Origin of the sequence: Hyalangium ruber (genome assembly GCF_034259325.1) — a bacterium.
In the GTDB taxonomy this organism is placed as follows: domain Bacteria; phylum Myxococcota; class Myxococcia; order Myxococcales; family Myxococcaceae; genus Hyalangium_A; species Hyalangium_A rubrum.
This window is the reverse complement of record NZ_JAXIVS010000007.1, coordinates 553,959-571,134: the sequence shown is the minus strand read 5'-3', so window position 1 is coordinate 571,134 and position 17,176 is coordinate 553,959. Positions and strand designations below refer to the sequence as shown.

Annotated in this window: 11 protein-coding genes; 5 read left to right on the top strand and 6 right to left on the bottom strand. The window is 70.9% G+C overall.

The genetic code is table 11. The annotated features are described in order from the left end of the window. Nucleotides 1–1,680, top strand: a complete 1,680-nt coding sequence (tmk, locus tag SYV04_RS23035; RefSeq protein WP_321548005.1) for a dTMP kinase — start codon at nt 1–3, stop codon at nt 1,678–1,680. Next, the gene (locus tag SYV04_RS23030) at nt 1,667–2,335 is read left to right on the top strand and encodes a DUF4956 domain-containing protein (RefSeq protein WP_321548004.1); all 669 of its coding nucleotides are present in this window, start codon (nt 1,667–1,669) and stop codon (nt 2,333–2,335) included. The genes tmk and SYV04_RS23030 overlap by 14 nt, the downstream gene beginning before the upstream one ends. A gap of 13 nt (nt 2,336–2,348) precedes the next feature. Here SYV04_RS23030 and SYV04_RS23025 read toward each other — a convergent pair whose 3' ends face one another. Further along, nucleotides 2,349–3,671 carry a LysM peptidoglycan-binding domain-containing protein gene (locus SYV04_RS23025; RefSeq protein WP_321548003.1) on the bottom strand — a complete coding sequence of 441 codons (1,323 nt, stop codon included), beginning with the start codon at nt 3,669–3,671 and terminating at the stop codon, nt 2,349–2,351. 172 nt (nt 3,672–3,843) lie between these two features. On the opposite strand from SYV04_RS23025, the gene SYV04_RS23020 reads away from it, so the two are divergent. Together SYV04_RS23020 and SYV04_RS23015 are read left to right on the top strand one after the other, a co-directional pair. Next, on the top strand, nt 3,844–5,247 hold the full coding sequence (locus SYV04_RS23020) for a CPBP family glutamic-type intramembrane protease (RefSeq protein WP_321548002.1): 1,404 nt from the start codon (nt 3,844–3,846) through the stop codon (nt 5,245–5,247). 37 nt (nt 5,248–5,284) lie between these two features. Further along, nucleotides 5,285–5,809, top strand: a complete 525-nt coding sequence (locus tag SYV04_RS23015) for a hypothetical protein (protein ID WP_321548001.1) — start codon at nt 5,285–5,287, stop codon at nt 5,807–5,809. 128 nt (nt 5,810–5,937) lie between these two features. Here SYV04_RS23015 and SYV04_RS23010 read toward each other — a convergent pair whose 3' ends face one another. Both SYV04_RS23010 and SYV04_RS23005 read right to left on the bottom strand, forming a co-directional pair. Continuing rightward, nucleotides 5,938–9,423 carry a glycoside hydrolase family 78 protein gene (locus tag SYV04_RS23010; protein WP_422723963.1) on the bottom strand — a complete coding sequence of 1,162 codons (3,486 nt, stop codon included), beginning with the start codon at nt 9,421–9,423 and terminating at the stop codon, nt 5,938–5,940. 285 nt (nt 9,424–9,708) lie between these two features. Continuing rightward, nucleotides 9,709–11,061: a sigma 54-interacting transcriptional regulator gene (locus SYV04_RS23005; protein WP_321547999.1), complete on the bottom strand. Its 1,353-nt coding sequence runs from the start codon at nt 11,059–11,061 to the stop codon at nt 9,709–9,711. Nucleotides 11,062–11,083: 22 nt separating this feature from the next. Between SYV04_RS23005 and SYV04_RS23000 the strand changes: the two genes are divergently transcribed. Next, nucleotides 11,084–12,040 (top strand): serine/threonine-protein kinase, encoded by a 957-nt coding sequence (locus tag SYV04_RS23000; protein WP_321547998.1) that lies wholly within the window; start codon nt 11,084–11,086, stop codon nt 12,038–12,040. 46 nt (nt 12,041–12,086) lie between these two features. On the opposite strand, the gene SYV04_RS22995 is transcribed toward SYV04_RS23000, so the two are convergent. The 3 genes from SYV04_RS22995 to SYV04_RS22985 are packed head-to-tail and all read right to left on the bottom strand — an operon-like array spanning nt 12,087 to nt 17,117. Continuing rightward, nucleotides 12,087–12,848 (bottom strand): DUF5953 family protein, encoded by a 762-nt coding sequence (locus SYV04_RS22995; RefSeq protein WP_321547997.1) that lies wholly within the window; start codon nt 12,846–12,848, stop codon nt 12,087–12,089. A 1-nt stretch (nt 12,849) separates the two neighbouring features. Continuing rightward, the gene (locus SYV04_RS22990) at nt 12,850–13,767 is read right to left on the bottom strand and encodes a DUF6310 domain-containing protein (protein ID WP_321547996.1); all 918 of its coding nucleotides are present in this window, start codon (nt 13,765–13,767) and stop codon (nt 12,850–12,852) included. An 11-nt stretch (nt 13,768–13,778) separates the two neighbouring features. Continuing rightward, nucleotides 13,779–17,117: a hypothetical protein gene (locus SYV04_RS22985; protein WP_321547995.1), complete on the bottom strand. Its 3,339-nt coding sequence runs from the start codon at nt 17,115–17,117 to the stop codon at nt 13,779–13,781. Nucleotides 17,118–17,176 lie beyond the last annotated feature (59 nt).

Here is a 17,176-nt window from a genome sequence, read left to right as displayed (position 1 = left end):
ATGTTGATCGTCTTCGAAGGCATCGATGGTTCGGGAAAGACCACCCTGTCCAACCGGGTGGCCCAGGAGCTGCGACATGCGGGCCTCCGGGTTCGGCACGTCCGGGAGGGAGGGCTGCTCGCCTCGCCCGTCTCGGAGGGGCTGCGGCGCTTCACGAGGGACCCCGCCCACCTGGCGCTCACGCCCACGGCCGAGCTGCTGCTCTACGCGGCGCGCGAGGCTCAGCTCCTGGAAGAGGTGACGCGCCCGGCGCTGGCGGAGAGCGATGTCGTCATCACCGACCGCTTCTTCTACACCGCCGAGGTGCTCGCGCGGTGGGGGCGCGGCATGCCGGAGCATGTGGTGCGGCCCGTGCTCGACGCCTGCGCGCGGGGGCTGACGCCGGACCGCGTCTTCCTGATGGACGTGGACCCGGCCCTGGCCCGGGCCCGCCGCCGCATCTCGAAGATCCTCACGCCCAAGCCCGGTGCCCCCTCGCGCAAGGGGCTCGCGGGCAGCGGGTTGCAGGTGCGGCTGCGCTCGGGCTACCGGGCGCTGGCGGCCGAGGCTCCCGAGCGCTGGACGCTGCTGGAGAACGCGGGGGTGACGCTGGAGACGCTCGTGCGCCAGGTGGTCCAGGACATCCTCCAGGCCCGCGAGGGCATCTCCCCGTCCGCGCGCACGTTGCGGGCCGCTCCGTCCCCCGTGCGCTCCCTGGAGGAGGCGCGGGGGAGACTCCTCCGCCAGCTCGATGTCTGGAGGGAGGACGAGCCCTCCCTGGCCGCGTACTTCCTCTCGGGCATGGAGGGCGAGGACATGACGGAGCGCCGCGAGGCCCTGGCCGAGCGGTGCCCGGAGCTGGTGGCCTACAGCCTCGTGGGCTTCACGGATGAGGCCTCGTGGCACCTGCGGCGGCAGCTCGCGGACAAGGCGCCGGGGCAGGTCCTCGGCTCCTTGAGGGACGCGGCGGCCGATGCGCCCGAGTCTTGGGAGCTTCGAGATCGGCTGATCGAGCGTGTACCGGTGCAGGTCGCCGAATCCCTGAATGGGCTCGACTCGGAGCAGGCCTGGAAGATGCGCGAGCGCATCTACTTCTCCGCCTCGGAGAGCGTGATTGCCTCGCTGGAAGGGCTCAACGGGACGCAGGCGTGGAGCCAGCGGCTGCGCTGGCTCTCGGATGCCGGAGGAGAAGACGCCCTCGCGCTGGAGCGCGTGGCGCGCACGGGGTGCCGCTCCATTCGCGGGCTGGAGAGCGAGCGGGCCTGGACGTGGCGTGAGCGGGCCTGGGCCGCCGCGCCGGATGCGGTGCTGCGCTCGCTGGCGGGGCTGGTGAGCCCCCGGGCCTGGGAGCTGCGCGAGCAGCACGTGGCGCGGGCCTCTCGCGCCGTCCTCAGTACCCTCGAGGGGTTGGACCACCCTCGGGCCTGGGCGCTGCGCGAGTCCTTCGGCGCGCAGTGCGAGGAGGTGCTGGACTCCATCGTCGGCATGGAGGGCGCTCCGGCCTGGGGGCTGCGCACGGCCCTGGCGGACACGTGGCCCTCCTCGACGGTGCGGAGCCTGGGGCCCTTGCTCCAGACGCCGCGCGGGCGCGCCCTCGCCGAGCGGCTCCTGGCCAGCCACCCTCAAGACTTCGCCCTCCTGCGCCAGGCCACCCGAGGCGCCCCCGACACCTTCCAGAGAGCCCTCGATGCCACCGCTTGAGACCGCGCTGCAGGGGCTGGACGTCAGCCCGCACTTCCTCACCATCCCCGCGCTGCTGGAGCGCTTCACCCTGGCGCTGGTGCTCGGCGCGTTCCTGGCCTACCGGCCGTGGCGCAAGCTCATGCCGCACGTCTCCCCGCTCCCGCCCAAGTCGGTCCACACCCAGGTGTTGATCGCCGTGGCGGGCGCGGTGATGACCACGGTCATCGGTGACAGCGTCTCCCGCGCCTTTGGTCTGGTGGGGCTCGGGGGCTTCATCCGCTTCCGTTCGGGCATCAAGGACCCGCGAGACGCGGCCGTCATGTTCGTGATGATCGGCGTGGGCATGGCCTGCGGGTTGGGAGCGGCCTCCGTGGCGCTCTGCGCGACCGCGTTCTTCGGCGCTGTGCTGCTGGTGCTGGACGCGGTCAGCGAGCAGCGCATGGAGCTGGTGAAGCTGTCGCTGGGGCTCGAGGACGTGAACGCCGCCGTGGGGCCGCTGAGGGAATTGCACCCCCAGGCCCGCTTCCTCGCGCTCGAGCAGGCCGCGGGCTCCCAGGGAGGCACCGCGGTGGTGGAGCTGCCCGTGCCTTCGCGGACGGACGGCCTCGAACTGCTCCAGGGGCTGCGCAGCCGGCTCCCCGGAGTCCGGAGCGCCTCGATCGACCCGGATTGAGCGGGCCGGGGGCTCAGGAGCCCGGAAGCTCCGAGGCGGTGCGCACCTCTTCGGCGGGCTGCTCCGCCGGAGCGGTCTCGGCCTCGGCTTTGGCCTCGGCGGGCATGCGCCGGGGCGGAATCACCACGGGCGGCGGAACGGGGCAGCGGTTGCACGGCCCGCGCAGCGGCACCGAGAGCACCTGACCGATGCGCAGCATGTGGCCGCGGATGCGGTTGGCGTTGCGGATCATCGTCACGGTGGAGTTGAAGCGCATGGCGATCGCGCCCAGGGTGTCTCCCGAGCGGACGCGGTGCATGGCGATGTTGTGCTCGGGCTGCAGCGCCAGCAGCGGGGCGATGCGGCGGCCCAGCTCCTGGGCGCGCGGGTTGAAGAAGCGCACGTGGAAGTGGTCCCGGTGCCCGCGCGCGTGCTTGATGATCGAGTTCTCCCCAGCGTGGAACAGCGAGTCGAGCCACGCCTTGTCCTCGCCGTTCTTCAGCGCGAAGTCATAGAGCACCTTCTGCACGCGCCGGTCCACGAGGATGATCTGCACGTCGGTGAGGGTGACGAGGGCGCGCACCAGCTCCCAGTTCATCTTCGGATCGATGTAGTTCTCGCGCGCGCGGGCCCGGACCGGGTTGCCGCCCGGGTAGTAGAAGCCCAGGTCCACGTCCCGGCCGTTCTGGTGGCTCTTGTGGGGCCGGATGTGGCCGCCGTCCTTGCCGCTGATCTGGTTGACGCGCAGCAGGGGCGCCTCCGGGAAGCGCGTGCGCAGCTCGCGGATGACGCGGGTCATGTAGTCGACCGTCTCCTGGGTCGTCCACGCCTTCTCGGGGGAGACGACGAGCCAGTCCTTCTCCTGCGGGAAGCGGACGCTGTTGACCAGCCGGCCGCTGTGCACGAAGCCCACGGACACCGAGCCCAGCGAGGCCGGGTCGTCCTTCCACCGCTTCTCCAGCTCCTCGTCGGAGAGGTCGGCCGTGTACAGCATGCCGGGGATCTCCGAGCCGGGCTCGGCGGGGGTCTCGGCCTCGTCTCCGTCGGCGGAGTCGAACCCGGCGACCTCGGGCGAGGCGTCCTCCTCATCGCCCTCGCCCTCGGGGGCCTCGGTGGCGTCCGGGCTCTCGGCGGGCGTGGCGGCCGCGGGCTCCACGAGGGCCACGGCCGGAGCGGTTGGCTCCGCGGGGAGCGTCACCGAAGAGGGCGCGGCGGGAGCGGGCTCCGAAGCGGCCACGGGAGGCGCGACGGCCACCGCCTCCGGGCGCTCGGGGCGCACCGACGCGGAGGGAGGGGGACCAACGTGCGCGGCACAGCCGACGCACAGCAGAGGGATCAGACAGAGAGAGAAACGCACGCAGCTCAAAGGATTACCCGAAATCGTCCGAACCTGAAGCGCACGGCCGAAAGATCCGGCTGGTGAGAAAAGTGACGAGACGCTGAGAGCAGGCGAGCAGGCGCGGAACTTGACGCGGGGTGCGAGCCGGGGGGAGGACAGTGTGCTACCGAGCCTCCACCCAAGGCCCCTCGTGTCCGAACCCCCACCCCCGTCCGCCCCGCTGGAAGACCGACGCTCCTCGCCTGAAGGGGGAGGCCCCGAGGCCGCGGCCCGGCTGTCCCTCATCTGGGCGCTGGTGGCCGGCTTCATCCCCTGCCTCGGCCTGCCCGTGGTGTGGGCGCTCGTCCTCATGGGCCGGCGCAAGGAGGCGAGCCCCACCACCCGCTCCTGGCACCGCTGGCTGGTGGCGCTGGCGGTGGTGGACACCCTGGTGGCGCTCGCCTCGCTGCACATGGCGTTGGAGCGGAAGGGCGGAGAGAAGAAGTCAGGGCTCCCAACCGCTTCCCGGAGGGTGCTGGGCGTGCGTCCGGACACGGAGGCTCCCGGCCCCGGCGTGCGGCTGAGCCAGGTGTTCGAGCGCGGGCCCGCGGCCACCGCCGGCCTGCGGCCCGGAGACCGGGTACACCAGGCCAACGGCAAGCCGATCGACAGCCTCGAGTCGCTGCAGGAGGTGGTGCGGGACACCGCGCCCGACGCGCCGGTGGCGCTCGAGGTGGAGCGGGAAGGGGAGCGCTGGCGGGTGGACGTGGTGCCGGTGGAAGCTCGCTCCTTCGCGCCTCCGCCCCGTGGGTTGTTCGAGCCGCTCCCGGAGGAGGGGAGCTCGGCCTCCAGCCAGGGGCTGCGCAGGGAGCAGCTCGGCGTCGGCGTGACGGTGGTGGCGCTGCTCACCCTCTGGTTCCTGGGGCGCAGGCGCCGCGCCGGTGCCAGCCCGCTCGGCGTGCTCGTGGCGCTGACGGTCGCGGTGCTCGGCTTCACGGTGACCGTGAAGGGCCTCTCCGCATGGCTCGGCGGCCCGAGCCGGGGCGCGGTGTTCCTCGGTATGTGGACGCAGACGGGGCTGCTCCTCGTCGCCGGGTGGCTGCTCTGGAGGCGGGGCGCCGGCGCTCCCCCCGAGGAGGGGACGCGCGGCTGGCTGCGGACATACCTGATCAGCCTGGGGCTGCTCGTCACCCTGGCACCGCGCCTCATGGTGTGCTTGGTGTGGCTCTCCGAGCGGCTCTCGGCGCCCCTGGAGACCAGCCAGCACCCGCTGATCGGCATGGCGCAGCAAGGACCCATGGGAGCGCTCGGCTGGCTGCTGTTCGCCATCCCCGCGGCGCTCCTGGCGCCGGTGGGCGAGGAGCTCGTGTTCCGGGGAGCGCTCCTGCCCTGGCTGCGCGGGTGGATGGGGCGCACGGCCGCGCTGGTCGTCAGCGCTGGCATCTTCGCCTCCCTGCACCCTTTCTATGGCGTGTTCACCGGGTGGATCTTCTTCCTGGGCCTGCTGCTGGGCTGGGCGCGGCTGAGCAGTGGCGGCCTGTGCGCACCCATCCTCCTACACGTCACCCTCAACAGCTTCGCGGTGCTGGTGCAGGCGCGGACCCTCTTCCATTAAGCTGGCGCGCGTTTCGGATCTTCGGAGGTTTGCACGAATGCGTCGCCTGATGGGCCTGTTGGTCTTCACCTGTGTCGTCACCGGCTGCAAGAGCCGCGAAGAGAAGCTCCAGGCCGCCGAGGACCAGGGCAACATGCTTGTGTCGACCAAGGCCCGCATCGTCAAGGGCGTGGGCGAGGCGCTGAAGACGGAGGGCAAGGAGGCCGCCCAGGTCGTCACCGAGGGCTCGGGCGAGGTGGTGAAGGCGGTGGGCGTGGGCTTCGACAAGGGCATCAGCCAGGTGAAGCTCGCCGTGCATCAGGAGCTGGGGCCCAAGGGCCTGGGCGCCACGCGGGCCACCCGCGCCGAGGCCGCCGCCGCCCGGCACTCCATCACCGTCTATGTGACGATGGATCAGGCGTACACGGGCCCGCTGGAGCTGCGCGCCTATGACGCCGCCAACCTGGAGATTGGCCGGTCCAAGGTCCAGATGGACGAGAAGTCCTCCACGGCGAAGTACGTGGACTTCGAGTTCGATCCGCGCACGCCGCTGCTGACGGTGGACCACTTCGAGCTGCGCTGAAGCCTCGGCCGCACGGGCCGGAAAACAGAAGGGCTCCCGGGGTGACCCGGGAGCCCTTTTTCATGCCCGCTTCAGGGCGGCGCCTCCTCCCTGGCGCGTGGGCTCAGGGAGGAGTCACCGCGAACGGCTTACTTCGCCTGAGCGATCGGCGAGGCGACCGTGAAGGCCAGGTCGTCACGCTCGTTGTAGTTGCCGGTGCTGCAGATGCCCGGCGCGCCCGCGTAGCGCAGCTGCGCGCGGATGGCGTGCGTGCCCGGCGTGCTGCCCACGGTGAACGTGTGCGAGATCGTCTTCGCACCCGCGCCCGGGCAGGCGATCGAGGTGGCCAGCGGAGACCAGGACGGCGTGGCCGCGTTGGTCGTGTAGTACAGGTCCAGCTTGTCCGTGCTGTTCACGCACCACACCGTCACGTCGAGCTTCACCTGCTTGCCGGGGACGATGAGGCCCTTGTCCGGGGTGGCGAGCAGCAGCTTGTCGATGCTCTCGTCCACGTGGTAGCGGCCGGAGTTGCCGTCGGCGCACGAGTCGTTGAGGGTGTTGGGCGTGTTCATCTCGTAGCCGCCCGCCGAGGTGGCGCCGCGACCGCGGACCAGCGTGTTGGTGTCACACCCGCAGCCCGCCGCGCAGTACGGAGCCTGCAGGGTGGCGTTGAAGGTGGCCAGCGAGGGCGTGCAGACGTTCGCGGTGGTGAAGCTCGCCACGGCCGCGTACGCGCTCTGGCCGCAGGTGTCCACCGCGCGGGCGCGCCAGTAGTACTTGGTGTTGGGCGCCAGCTCCGGCGACACCGTCCAGTTGCTGGCGTTCACCGCGGTGGCCGAACGCACCACGTTGGTGAAGTTCGCGTCCAGGGCCACCTGCACGTCGTAGCCGGTCGACATGGCGATGTCGTTCCAGTCCAGCGAGGGCGCGTACGCCACGTTGGTGGCGCCGCTGGCCGGGGTGCTCAGGCTGGGCGTGGCCAGCTGGATGCACGGGCGCGTGGTGAAGGTGCGCGTGGCGGACCAGCCGCTGGCGCCGCCGCACAGGCTACGGGCGCGCACGCGCCAGTAGTACGTCGTCTCCGGCGAGAGCGCCGGCGACACGTTCCAGGTGCTCTGCGCCAGCGAGGCGCCCGAGCGCACCACGTGGACGAACTCCGCGTCGGTGGCCACCTGCACGTCATAGGTGGTCTCCGCCAGGTCGTCCCAGTCCAGCGTCAGGGTGAACTCGGTGTCGGTGGAGCCGTCGACCGGGCCCGCCTGCACCGGCGACTCGGACGGCGGGGTGCAAGCCGGCGTCACGCAGGTACACGTGCTGGCCGGGCTCACGCAGGACTCCGACTTGGCGGCGACGATCGAGTAGCAGTACTGGCGGCCGTTGGCCACCTCGGTGTCGACGTAGCTGGTGCCGGAGATGTTGGCGATGCGCGCCTTGCCGAAGTCACAGCCGGCGAAGCCCTCCGTCTTCATCACCCAGTACTGGCTGGCGCCGGTGACCGGGCTCCAGCTCAGGTCCACTTGGCTCTGGCCAGGGGTGGCCAGGGCCTGGGGCGTGCTGGCCGGGCCGTTGGCGCAGCCGGCCTTCACGGGCGCCGGCGTGGTGCAGGCGATGTTGTGGCGGTTGAAGGCCGCGTAGATGGCCGTCATGTGCGGGGTGCCGTCGGCCAGGTTGCCGTTGTCGTCATCCGCCGCCAGCCACTGCATGTAGGCGTTGGTGGCGCCGCAGCCGTCCGAGGTGCCGGCGGTGCAGTCGCAGCCGTGCCAGGAGCCGACGTTGCCGCTGCCCTGGTAGAAGATCTTGTTGGCGACGATGAAGGCGGTGTTCGAGTCGTAGTTGTACGGAGCCGCCACGAGGTCGCGCGAGACGAAGTCCCAGGCGGCCTGGCGCGCGGGCGAGGCGGCGCAGTGGACCTGCTTGCCGCACGGGCCGCTGCCGGAGAGGCAGCGCGAGCAGCTGAAGTTCTGCGGGGTGGCCGGGGTGTTGGGGGTCATCTTCGCCCAGTCGGTGTCGCGCACGCCGGAGCACTGCGTGTCGCACCAGGCCGCGCCCTGCTGCGCCTCGTTCGAGTTGAAGCCCGTACCGTCCGGCGTCTGGCCGCAGCCATCATCCGAGGTGTGGAGGAAGCCGTAGCCCACGCACGAGGTCTGCAGGCGGTAGACGGCGGCGATGTCCGCGTAGCCCTCGCTGGAGGAGGACAGCATGCCGTTGGCGTCGAAGTCGTCGATGCCGTGGCCCCACTCGTGGTCGAACACGGCGCCAATCTCACCGGTGTTCCGGCACCCGCCGCCGCTCTTGTAGAAGTTGACGGTGGAGCCGTCCCAGAAGGCGTTGCAGGTGCTGTTGAGGTTCATGTTGGACGTCAGCTGCTGCTTCAGCCACGTATTGTTCGGCAGCCAGCCACGGGCCTGCTCGGCCAGCTTGTTGAGCTCGTAGAAGCCCGAGCGCGCCGCCGCGGTGTTGCCAGGGCCGCCACCGCCGGTGGTGCAGTCGTGGTTGCCGTTGACGCCGCCCATGTTGATGTTGCCGTTGGGCGAGCTGAAGGTCACCTGGCCGCAGGTGTCGCTGATGCGCACGTACTTACCGGCCAGGGTGGTGCTCGCGGTGCCCTGGCTGTAGTCGTAGACGCCGGCGCCGTTGGTGAAGTTGTTCGGCTCGGCGAAGCCCGTGTTGGCCCAGGGCATCGGCGAGTCCGGCTGCATGGAGCCGCACGTCTCGTTGGTGGTGCAGCTCTCGATGTTGGTGGACGGGTAGACGCCGCCCTTCACGGAGGCCTCGAAGTAGTGGTTGTCGTCCTCGACGGCGAGCGTCTCGCCCGTCTGCGCATCCACCGAGACCTTCCAGCGCTCATGCTCCTCGTCGCGCTGGAAGCCGTAGGTCCACACCAGCTTGTGGACGTAGCCGTTGCCCGTGGCGCCCGTGAAGGTCTGCCCGTTCTGCGTCTCCGGGCGCGTCATCGGGATGATCTCCAGCGCGGCCTGCTTCCACACGTTGCTCGGAGTCTCGTACATCCCCAGGTAGTCACCACCGGAGCCCATCGCCAGCTCCGCGGCGACCGCGGGCTTGGTGGAGATGTTGGCGTTGGCCCACGACTCGGTGCCGATGAGGATCAGGTTGCCGTAGCTGATGGTGGCCGCCACGCGGGCGTGACGCACGCTCACCCCGTTGACCTGCTGGGGGATGTGGACCTGCCACAGGTTCTCGTTGATCGGCGTGACGCGCGGCTCGCCCAGCTGCAGCGGGTCCACGGCCAGCACGGCCGAGTTGTCGGCGATGAACTGGGTGATGACGTCGGCCACGACGGCCTCATCCACCTTGGACACGGCCCGGCCGAGCTTCTTGCTCAGGCTGGAGAGCGTGACGCTGTTGCCAGAGCCCTTGCCCGGCAGCAGGGGGATGACGCCCTGGATGGAGGTCGGCGCGCCGGTGCGCAGGTCCATGTAGACATTGAAGTCCTTGCCATGGCGCGCGAAGAAGTCATTCCAGGCGCTGGCGCTCTGCGACGAGAGTCGTGCCTGCGCCTCCTGGAGATGTACGTTGGTGATGGGGAGATACATCTCCGGCTTGTAGAAGGCCTTGCTCGCGAGCGAGTTGGGCCCCGGCTTGGGGGGGACGAGCGCCCAGCTCGACGCGGACATCACTAGCGCGAGACAGGCGGTCCATTTTGCTACTTGGCGCATTACGACTCTCCTGTTGTGGCGTACTGCAGGGATCGGGGTTGGGAGATCCCGACTTCTGAGGCAGCGAGCGCTGAAGGGAGGAGCGGCAGCAGGCTGCCAGAAGAAGAAGATTCTACGATAAGACGTCTAAAATAGAACCATCCGAGACACAAGACAGGGTCTCTCACCCCGTAACTCCCAAGAGCTGAGAAACTGGGGATTTACACTTCGCGTCAACCGTCTCGGATGTGTCACGCGCGTGGCTCAGCGCTCGGCGTCATCCGGCTCATCGCTGGAGGGCAGCAGGCCGTGGCGCCGCGCGAGGGCGCGCAGGTGTTTGCGGTCCACGCCGGACTGCCGCGCCGCCTCGGAGAGGTTACCGCGCGCGCGCGCCAGCACGTCACGCAGGTAGTGGCGCTCGAAGTGCTCGATGAGTGCCTGCTTGGCCTCCGAGAAGGGGAGATCCGTGCGCACCGCCAGCTCGGGCCCCGCGCCCACGGGCTGGAGGGAGGGGCGCAGCTCCTCGAAGCGGCTGGCGCCGGGGGCCAGGGCGAGGGCGCGCTCCAACACGTTGCGCAGCTCGCGCACGTTGCCGGGCCAGGCGTGGCCGGACAGCAGCTCCAGCGCGGGGCCGCGGATGGGCCCGGGCTCGAGGCCCCGGCGGCGGAGGATCTCGGCGATGAGCAGCGGCAGGTCCTCGCGGCGCTGGCGCAGCGGGGGCAGAGGCAAGGGCACCACGGCGAGGCGGTAGTAGAGGTCCGGGCGGAAGGTGCCCTCGGCCACGGCGAGGGCGAGCTCCTGGCGCGAGGCGGCCACCACGCGCACGTCCACGCGCTGCTCGGCGTCGCCGCCCACGGGGCGCACCTTGCGCTCCTCCAGCACGCGCAGCAGCCGCGCCTGCACGGGCGGGGGAATGCCGGCCAGCTCATCCAGGAAGAGGGTGCCGCCGTTGGCGCGGACGAAGGCGCCCGAGCGCGCGGCGAGGGCCCCGGTGAAGGCGCCCTTCACGTGGCCGAACAGCTCGCTCTCCACGAGCCCCTCGGGGAGGGCGCCACAGTCCACCGCGACGAAGGGTCCTTTGCGCCGCGCGCTCGCCTCGTGGATGGAGCGCGCCGCCAGCTCCTTGCCCGTGCCCGTCTCTCCCTGCAGCAGCACCGTCACGTCCGAGGGCGACACGCGCTCGAGCACGGCGAACAGCTCGCGCATGGCGAGGCTCTCGCCCACCAGCTCTCCGAACCTGCGCGCCTGGCTGGGGGCCACCTCCCACGGCTGGCTCTCCGGCTGGAGGCGCAGGAAGCTGCGGCCCAGCTTGAAGGTGGCTCCTGGCTGTACGCGCACCTCGCGGATGCGCGAGCCCTCGTAGAGGGTGCCGTTGCGGCTCTCCAGGTCCTTCACCACGAAGTCCAGGCCGTCGGCGCGTACTTCCAGGTGCTCACCGGAGACGCGAGGGTCGGTCAGGCGCAGGGTGCAGCCCTCGCGCGTGCCCACGCGTACGGGCTCGGCGCCGAGCGGCACGGCGCGACCGGCGTCCGGGCCATCGATGACGAGCAGCTGGCAGCGCCGGGGGGAAGGAGGGCCGGCGCTTTCCTGGGAGGTGATGAGGACGGTTTCGCTCAAGGGAGGCGCTATCCTAGGGCGGGTGAGGGAGCTGCCGCGACAGCTGGGGCCGTACCGCCTCGTGCGCCGCCTGGGCGCGGGGGGCATGGCGGAGGTGTTCCTGGCGCTGGCCTTCGGGGCGAGCGGCTTCGAGAAGCGCGTGGTGCTCAAGGTGCTGCGCCCGGAGCACGTGGGCGACGCGGTGTACGAGCGCATGTTCATCGAGGAGGGGCGGCTGGGCGCGCGGCTGAGCCACCGCAACCTCGTGGGCGTGCATGACCTGGGGTGTGTCGAGGGGACGTACTACGTCCGGCTGGACTACGTGGACGGCGCGGATCTGGCGAGCCTGTTGGCCCGAGGCCTGCCGGGTACGGCGCTGGCACTGCACATCGCCGACGAGCTGGCGCTGGCGCTGGGGGCGGTGCATGGGCTGACGGATGACGAGGGGCGGCCGCTGGGGGTGGTGCATCGGGATGTGACGCCGGCCAACGTGCTGGTGTCACGGCTCGGGGAGGTGAAGCTGGCGGACTTCGGCATCGCCAAGGCCACGCTGCTTCGGGACATCACCCGCGCCGGGGTGCGCAAGGGCACGTACGCATATATGTCGCCGGAGCAGGTGCGAGGCGGGGCGCTGAGCCCGGCGAGTGACTTCTTCTCATTGGGCACCACGCTGCACGAGCTGCTCACGGGGCGCAGGCCCTTCGATGGAGAGACGCCGCTGGAGACGATGGACCGCGTCCGCGAGGCGCACCTCGGCCCGCTGGAGGAGGTGGAGGCGGAGCTGCGGCCGCTGCTGCGCGCGTGCCTGGCGCGCCGGCCGGAGGAGCGAGTGGCCTCGGCGGAGGCGTTTCGCGCGCTGCTCTCACCGTTGAGGCGCGCGAGGCCGGAGGCAGGGCCTTTCGAACTGGCCCGGTGGGTTCAGGGCAGCGCGGGCGGTCCCGCGGGAGCACGGCGCCCCACGGAGACCGTGCTGGAGGATGAGGGCGCGGAACCCGAGTGAGCGGGGGCGCCATGGAAGCCATGCGCTGTGAGCGCGCCGACCTCGCTCAAAGGGCTGAGCGCCCGCCGATCTCAGGGAAGCGCTCGTAGGCCCGCAGCAGCGTGTCCAGGTGGGTGGGGTCATCGAGATCGAGCGATGCATCCGTGAGCTTCACAACCCACCCACCCGTTGGCGTGCGCCGCGCCCGTGAGAGCAGTTCGGTGTCGCGGGCGGAGTCCGGGAACCCGATGGCGCGCGCGGTAGGCGCCGACCAGTAGTTTAGCCATCCCAGGCACTGCGGGATCTCGGGTGAGCGGATGTCCCTCGGGGGTTTGATCGAAGGCAGTCCCCGGGGGGGCGCCTCAAGGTCAGCCGGCCCATTCTTCGTCTGGCGCACGATGTCCAACCCCGCGCGGAAGGACGTTGCATGCCCCCAGAACGCTCGCGCGGCCTCCGCCACGGCCTCCAGCACCTCCTGTGCCGCCGCGATTCCGGTCGCATTCAGAGGCAGCTTGGCATGGACTTCCAAATGGGCCTGACCACCTGGAGAACTGCCCGCTGGGCTTTCCCATCCCGTCACGGTCACCCGGAACGTGTCATCGCCATTGCGCAGGAGCGGAAAGCCTCCGTCCTTCGTTTCGCGGGCGACAAAGGCATCTCGGTCCGGAAGGGGAATGCGCTGCCCCTCGTCGGAAATCATCCATCCGAGGTGCAAGCCGGGGAGCGCGCGTTCCATGGCATGAACAACGGCCACAGGGCGGTCATCCTCGCGCGTGAGCGCGGGCGCGTGGACGGTCAATCGAAGGTCGTTTCGTGGCGTGGCAGGCATCTCAGCACCAGTCCATGATGACGATGAGCCCCCTGAGCTCTCGGGCTGCGGCCTCCAACTCGACTTTGTGTGCCGCGCTGCGTACGCCCACCCGAAAGTCAAAACCGCAGGCCTTGGCAAGGTCGCGCTCGATCAGCAGCTTCGGTACCTGACTTTTGATCACGATGTCCTGCAGGTCGTCCGTGTACGTATCGAAGTTGTCGGTCTTGACCTCCCAGAGCGTTCGCGTGGCAGGTTGCAGCGCATCGAAAGCCTTGCCGTTGACGAGCACGTTGGCGCCACGGAAGGCGCTGTGCGGGATGTTATCGGCGCATTCGTTATGGAAGGGGTGTCCTCCCTTGGGAGGCACGCGTCTGGGCGTGCATTCAGGGCGACGAGCACGCGGCTCCAGGTCTGGCGGGTCTGGAGGAGCCCCGTCCCTGCCCAACGGGGACCCTTCCGGCTTGGGTCTTCGACTCGCCGAAGCTTCCCGCGTGGCGGACTCCGTTTCGGGTCGAGGACTCGCACGCTCGCGGGATGCCCCCCGCTCATAGGCATCCAGTGCCTCTTTGATGGCGACGCCCACCACCACCACGCCGGTGACGATTACCGCTCCCACGATGATCTCCGGTGCCGCCAGGACGCAGATCCCGATTCCCACGGCAGCCGCACCCGCCGAGGCGACCGCGCATCTTCTCGTGGGGTCGTTGAACCGGATCCGGTCATGGTCAAGAGCGTGAAAGCACCGCTCCGCCAGCACGGGCCAGGGCTGGGAAGCCTCTTGCGCGACGCATCGCCCGTCGTCCGTCCAGGGCAGTGCCGCTGCTCTCTGGAGGTTGGCGAGCCGCGGGCTCCGGACCGCTGGTTCTTTCGGGCTCGGCGTCGACGAGGCGCAGGCCGAGAGAACGAGCAGAAGTGCGATGCACGCGCGGAAACGCATGTGTCCCCAACCTACTCGCTCGCGGTGAGGACGGCCCGAGCCTGGGCGCGAATCGCGGGGCGCGAGTGCTCGCGCAGGGCGCGGAGCCGGCTGGCCGCATCCTCGCGCCAGTGCAGCTTCTCTCCCGCCGCGCTCACGAGCATCACCGAGACGAGTGGCGCCGCTTCCGCCACCCCATCGGAGATCTCCAGCAGGGCCTCCGGCTCCCACTCCGCATCGCCCTGGGACACTGAGGTGCTAACCGTGCTCGCCAGCGCTGGCGCGAACAAGGGCTCGTTCCGGAGTTCCTCCGCGAGCCCCCTCAATGCCTGAATCGCTCCGCCCGTGTCCTTCCAATCCAGAGTTCCCAGCCGGAGCCCCACGCTCTCCAGCCAGAGCGAGGCGTCGGTGGCGATGAGGCCCGCGACCTCATGCAAGTGCGCGCGCAGGCGCAGGCGCACCGGTCGGGGCAGGTTCAGCAGCGTCGCGCACAGCGTCAGCAGCCGCTGGCGGGCAGGCAAATCCCGCTCCGGAGTCGCGTTCTGCTCCACGCTCAGGGGCGCGCTGACGAGCGCCGCCGTGGTCGAGATGACGTGTTCCACGGCGATACCGTCTCGCACAGCCTCCACCAGCGCGTTCGTGGCTTCGCGCCACTCGGCGCCGCCCGCGAGGTCCAGGATGCGCTCCGCCGCCGCCCGCGCCACCGCGTCCTCCGAGCCGGGAGACCAGGCCGAGAGCGAATCGAAGGCCTGGCGGCGCACCGTCAAATCCGGGTGGCGCGCCACCTGGAGCACCAGGGCCGTGTAGCGCGGGCGCACTTCGGGGCGCAGCACGATCGCGGGCTGGTCCAGCAGGCTCGCGGCCACGTAGGTGTCCGGGCTCTGGGCCATGGCGCCGAGAATCTCCCAGGCCTCGGGCGCATCGAGCAGCCGGCGCGCCGCGTGGCCCACGGCGATGCGTACGTCCCGGTGGAGCTGGGGCCGCTCCCACTGCTGGCGCAGCAGCGCCAGGCTGCGCGCCGAGCGGAAAGTCCCCAGCAGGCGCACCACCTCCTTCTGCACCGTCACCTTCAGCTTCTCGCGCGCCAGCAGGTTCGCCAGCGTGGCCGACAGCGTGTCGCCGCTCACCTGGCTGGCCACGCGGGGAATGGCGTACATGGCCACGCGGGCCCGGTCTCCATCGAGGTGCTCCAGCAGCAGCGGCAGCCCCGTCTCCGGCTGGTCGAGCCACGCCAGGGCCCCCAGGGCGGCCTCCACGGTGGGCACGTCCTGGGAGGCGAGGAACGGCGTGAGCGTGTCCGCCGTCACCACGAACAGGCGGGGAAGGATGCTGAGCACCCGCATCCGCTCCCAGGCGCTGCGCTGGCCGTCCTGGGCGATGCGCAGGAGCGGGGACATGAAGGCCCGCTGCTGTCGCGGCAGCCAACGGTGGAAGCCGTCCGTGGCGGGAGGTACCCAGGCCGCCTTGCCCGAGTCGAAGCGCCCGCGCAGTTGCCGCACCTGGAGGAACGGGTCCAACCAGTCCTGGCGGCGCAGGTGGAGGTGCGCGAAGACGGCGGGGAGGGTCACCGTCGTCTCGTCTCGGTCCAGGAGCTTGCGCACCCGCACCTCGCGTGTCCGCGGCGAGGCGAGCCACAGGGTGATGGCCGTTCGCGCCGTCGCGTCGTGCGAGGCCTCCGTTGCCGGCTCGAGCACGGCCTGGAGCAGGTCCGCGTTCCACGCGCGCCGGCCCAGCGCCTGGGCCAGGGTGATGGCGAGGAAGTGGCTGTCGCGCGCGGCGGCGGAGCGGATCATCGGCAGCAGGGTCGAGACGATGCTCAGCTCCGCGCCGCGCGGCAGGTTCTTCTCGAGCGAGGGAAGCGCGAGGGTGCCGGACTGGCCCGCGAGGCGCTTGAGCGTGTCCAGCGCGAACTGGAACAGCGGGCCCTGGGGCTCGGTGGCGTGGCCTTGCATCAACCGGAAGGCGAGCTGCTGCAGCGCGGCGCGCGTGCTGTGCGAGGAGTCGCGTGCCTCGACGACGCAGATGACCAGCTCCGTGAGCGAGGGGATGTGCTCGGCGGTGAAGGAGGACAGCGGCACCGCGGCCAGCTCCTGGAGCACCGCCATGCGCACGGGGTCCTGCTCGTTGCGCAGGCGCATGAGGTGGGTCAGCGTCTCCGCCATGCCCCGGCGCGAGCGGCCGGTGGCGCGCACGAGGTAGACGAGCGCCTCGGCCCGGTCCTCCGCCTTCGCCGCGAAGGCGGCCTTGGCCAGCGGCTCACGCGCGTGCTCGATGGTGCGCAGCGCATGGGTGGCGAGCTGCCGTGCGCGGCTCTCGCGCACCTCGCGGAACTCGAGCCGCCGCGCCGCCTCCGCGTCCCGCTGGGCGTGGGGGAGCTCGGCGAGCAGCGCATCGGGCAGGTCCCGGGCGGGGATGCCTTCATAGGCGTGGGTGAAGAGGGCGCCGCGCTGGGAGGGGGGCAGCGCTTGCAGGAAGGGGGCGAGGTAGTGGGGCGTCTCCGCGAGGGCCCTCGCCAGCGCCCGCTGCTGCTCGGGCGAGAACGCATCCGCCTCCCGCAGCATGCCGGAGGGCAGCCCCTGATTGTGCAGCCACCCCCGGAGCGAGGGCCGCAGGAGCAGGGCGGTGATCTGCTCGGGGTGGCGCCGGGTGAGCCGCCGAATCCCCGCCAGCAGGGGCGTAGGCATGACGTCGAAGGGCGCGAAGTCCCGTGCGAGCGCCAGCACCTCTTGGCTGCGCAGGTGGGTGAGCTCGGCCAGGGGCTCGTGGTAGCGGAAGAAGAGGATGGAGCGCATGCGCTCGGGAGCGGCGGCGAAGGAGGCCTGGAGGTATTCGAGCACCGCGTCCGGGTAGCGCCACACCAGCGTGTGCCAGCTCTTCAGCTCATGGCCCAGCTCCGGCAACAGGCGCCGCACGGCCGCCTCGTCCAGGGCGGGCAGCAAGAGCAGGGCCTCGGCCGAGCCATGGCGCGCGAGCAGCTGTGGCAGCAGCCGGGCGGCCAGCGCGCTCCGGCGGGCCAGGGCCACGGCCTTGAGCACCCGGCGCCGCATCGCCGGGGCGAGCTCCGGCAGCATGCGCTCCAGCGCGGCGTCATCCTGGACGTACACGCCCACGAGCGAGGCCGAGAGCGCGCGGACGCTTCGGGAGGGGTGGGTGAGGCCGCGTAGCACGGAGGACTCCGCTCGCGCGCCACACGCCATCTGCAAACCCAGGGTGGCTTCATAGGCATCGCCCACGAGCAGCTCGTCCATCAGCCGCGTGAGCTCCGCCGTCCCCCGTGCGTCCCGGCCGAGGCGCCCGACCCGCGCCATGCGTGCCCCATAGGGAAGGGAGTCGAGTTGCTGAAGCAGCGCGGCGCGTGAAGGAACCTGCATGCGACCTCCAGGAGGGACCGGGAGCCTAGACCAGCCGCCTCGTTGACCGCGCTAGCAGG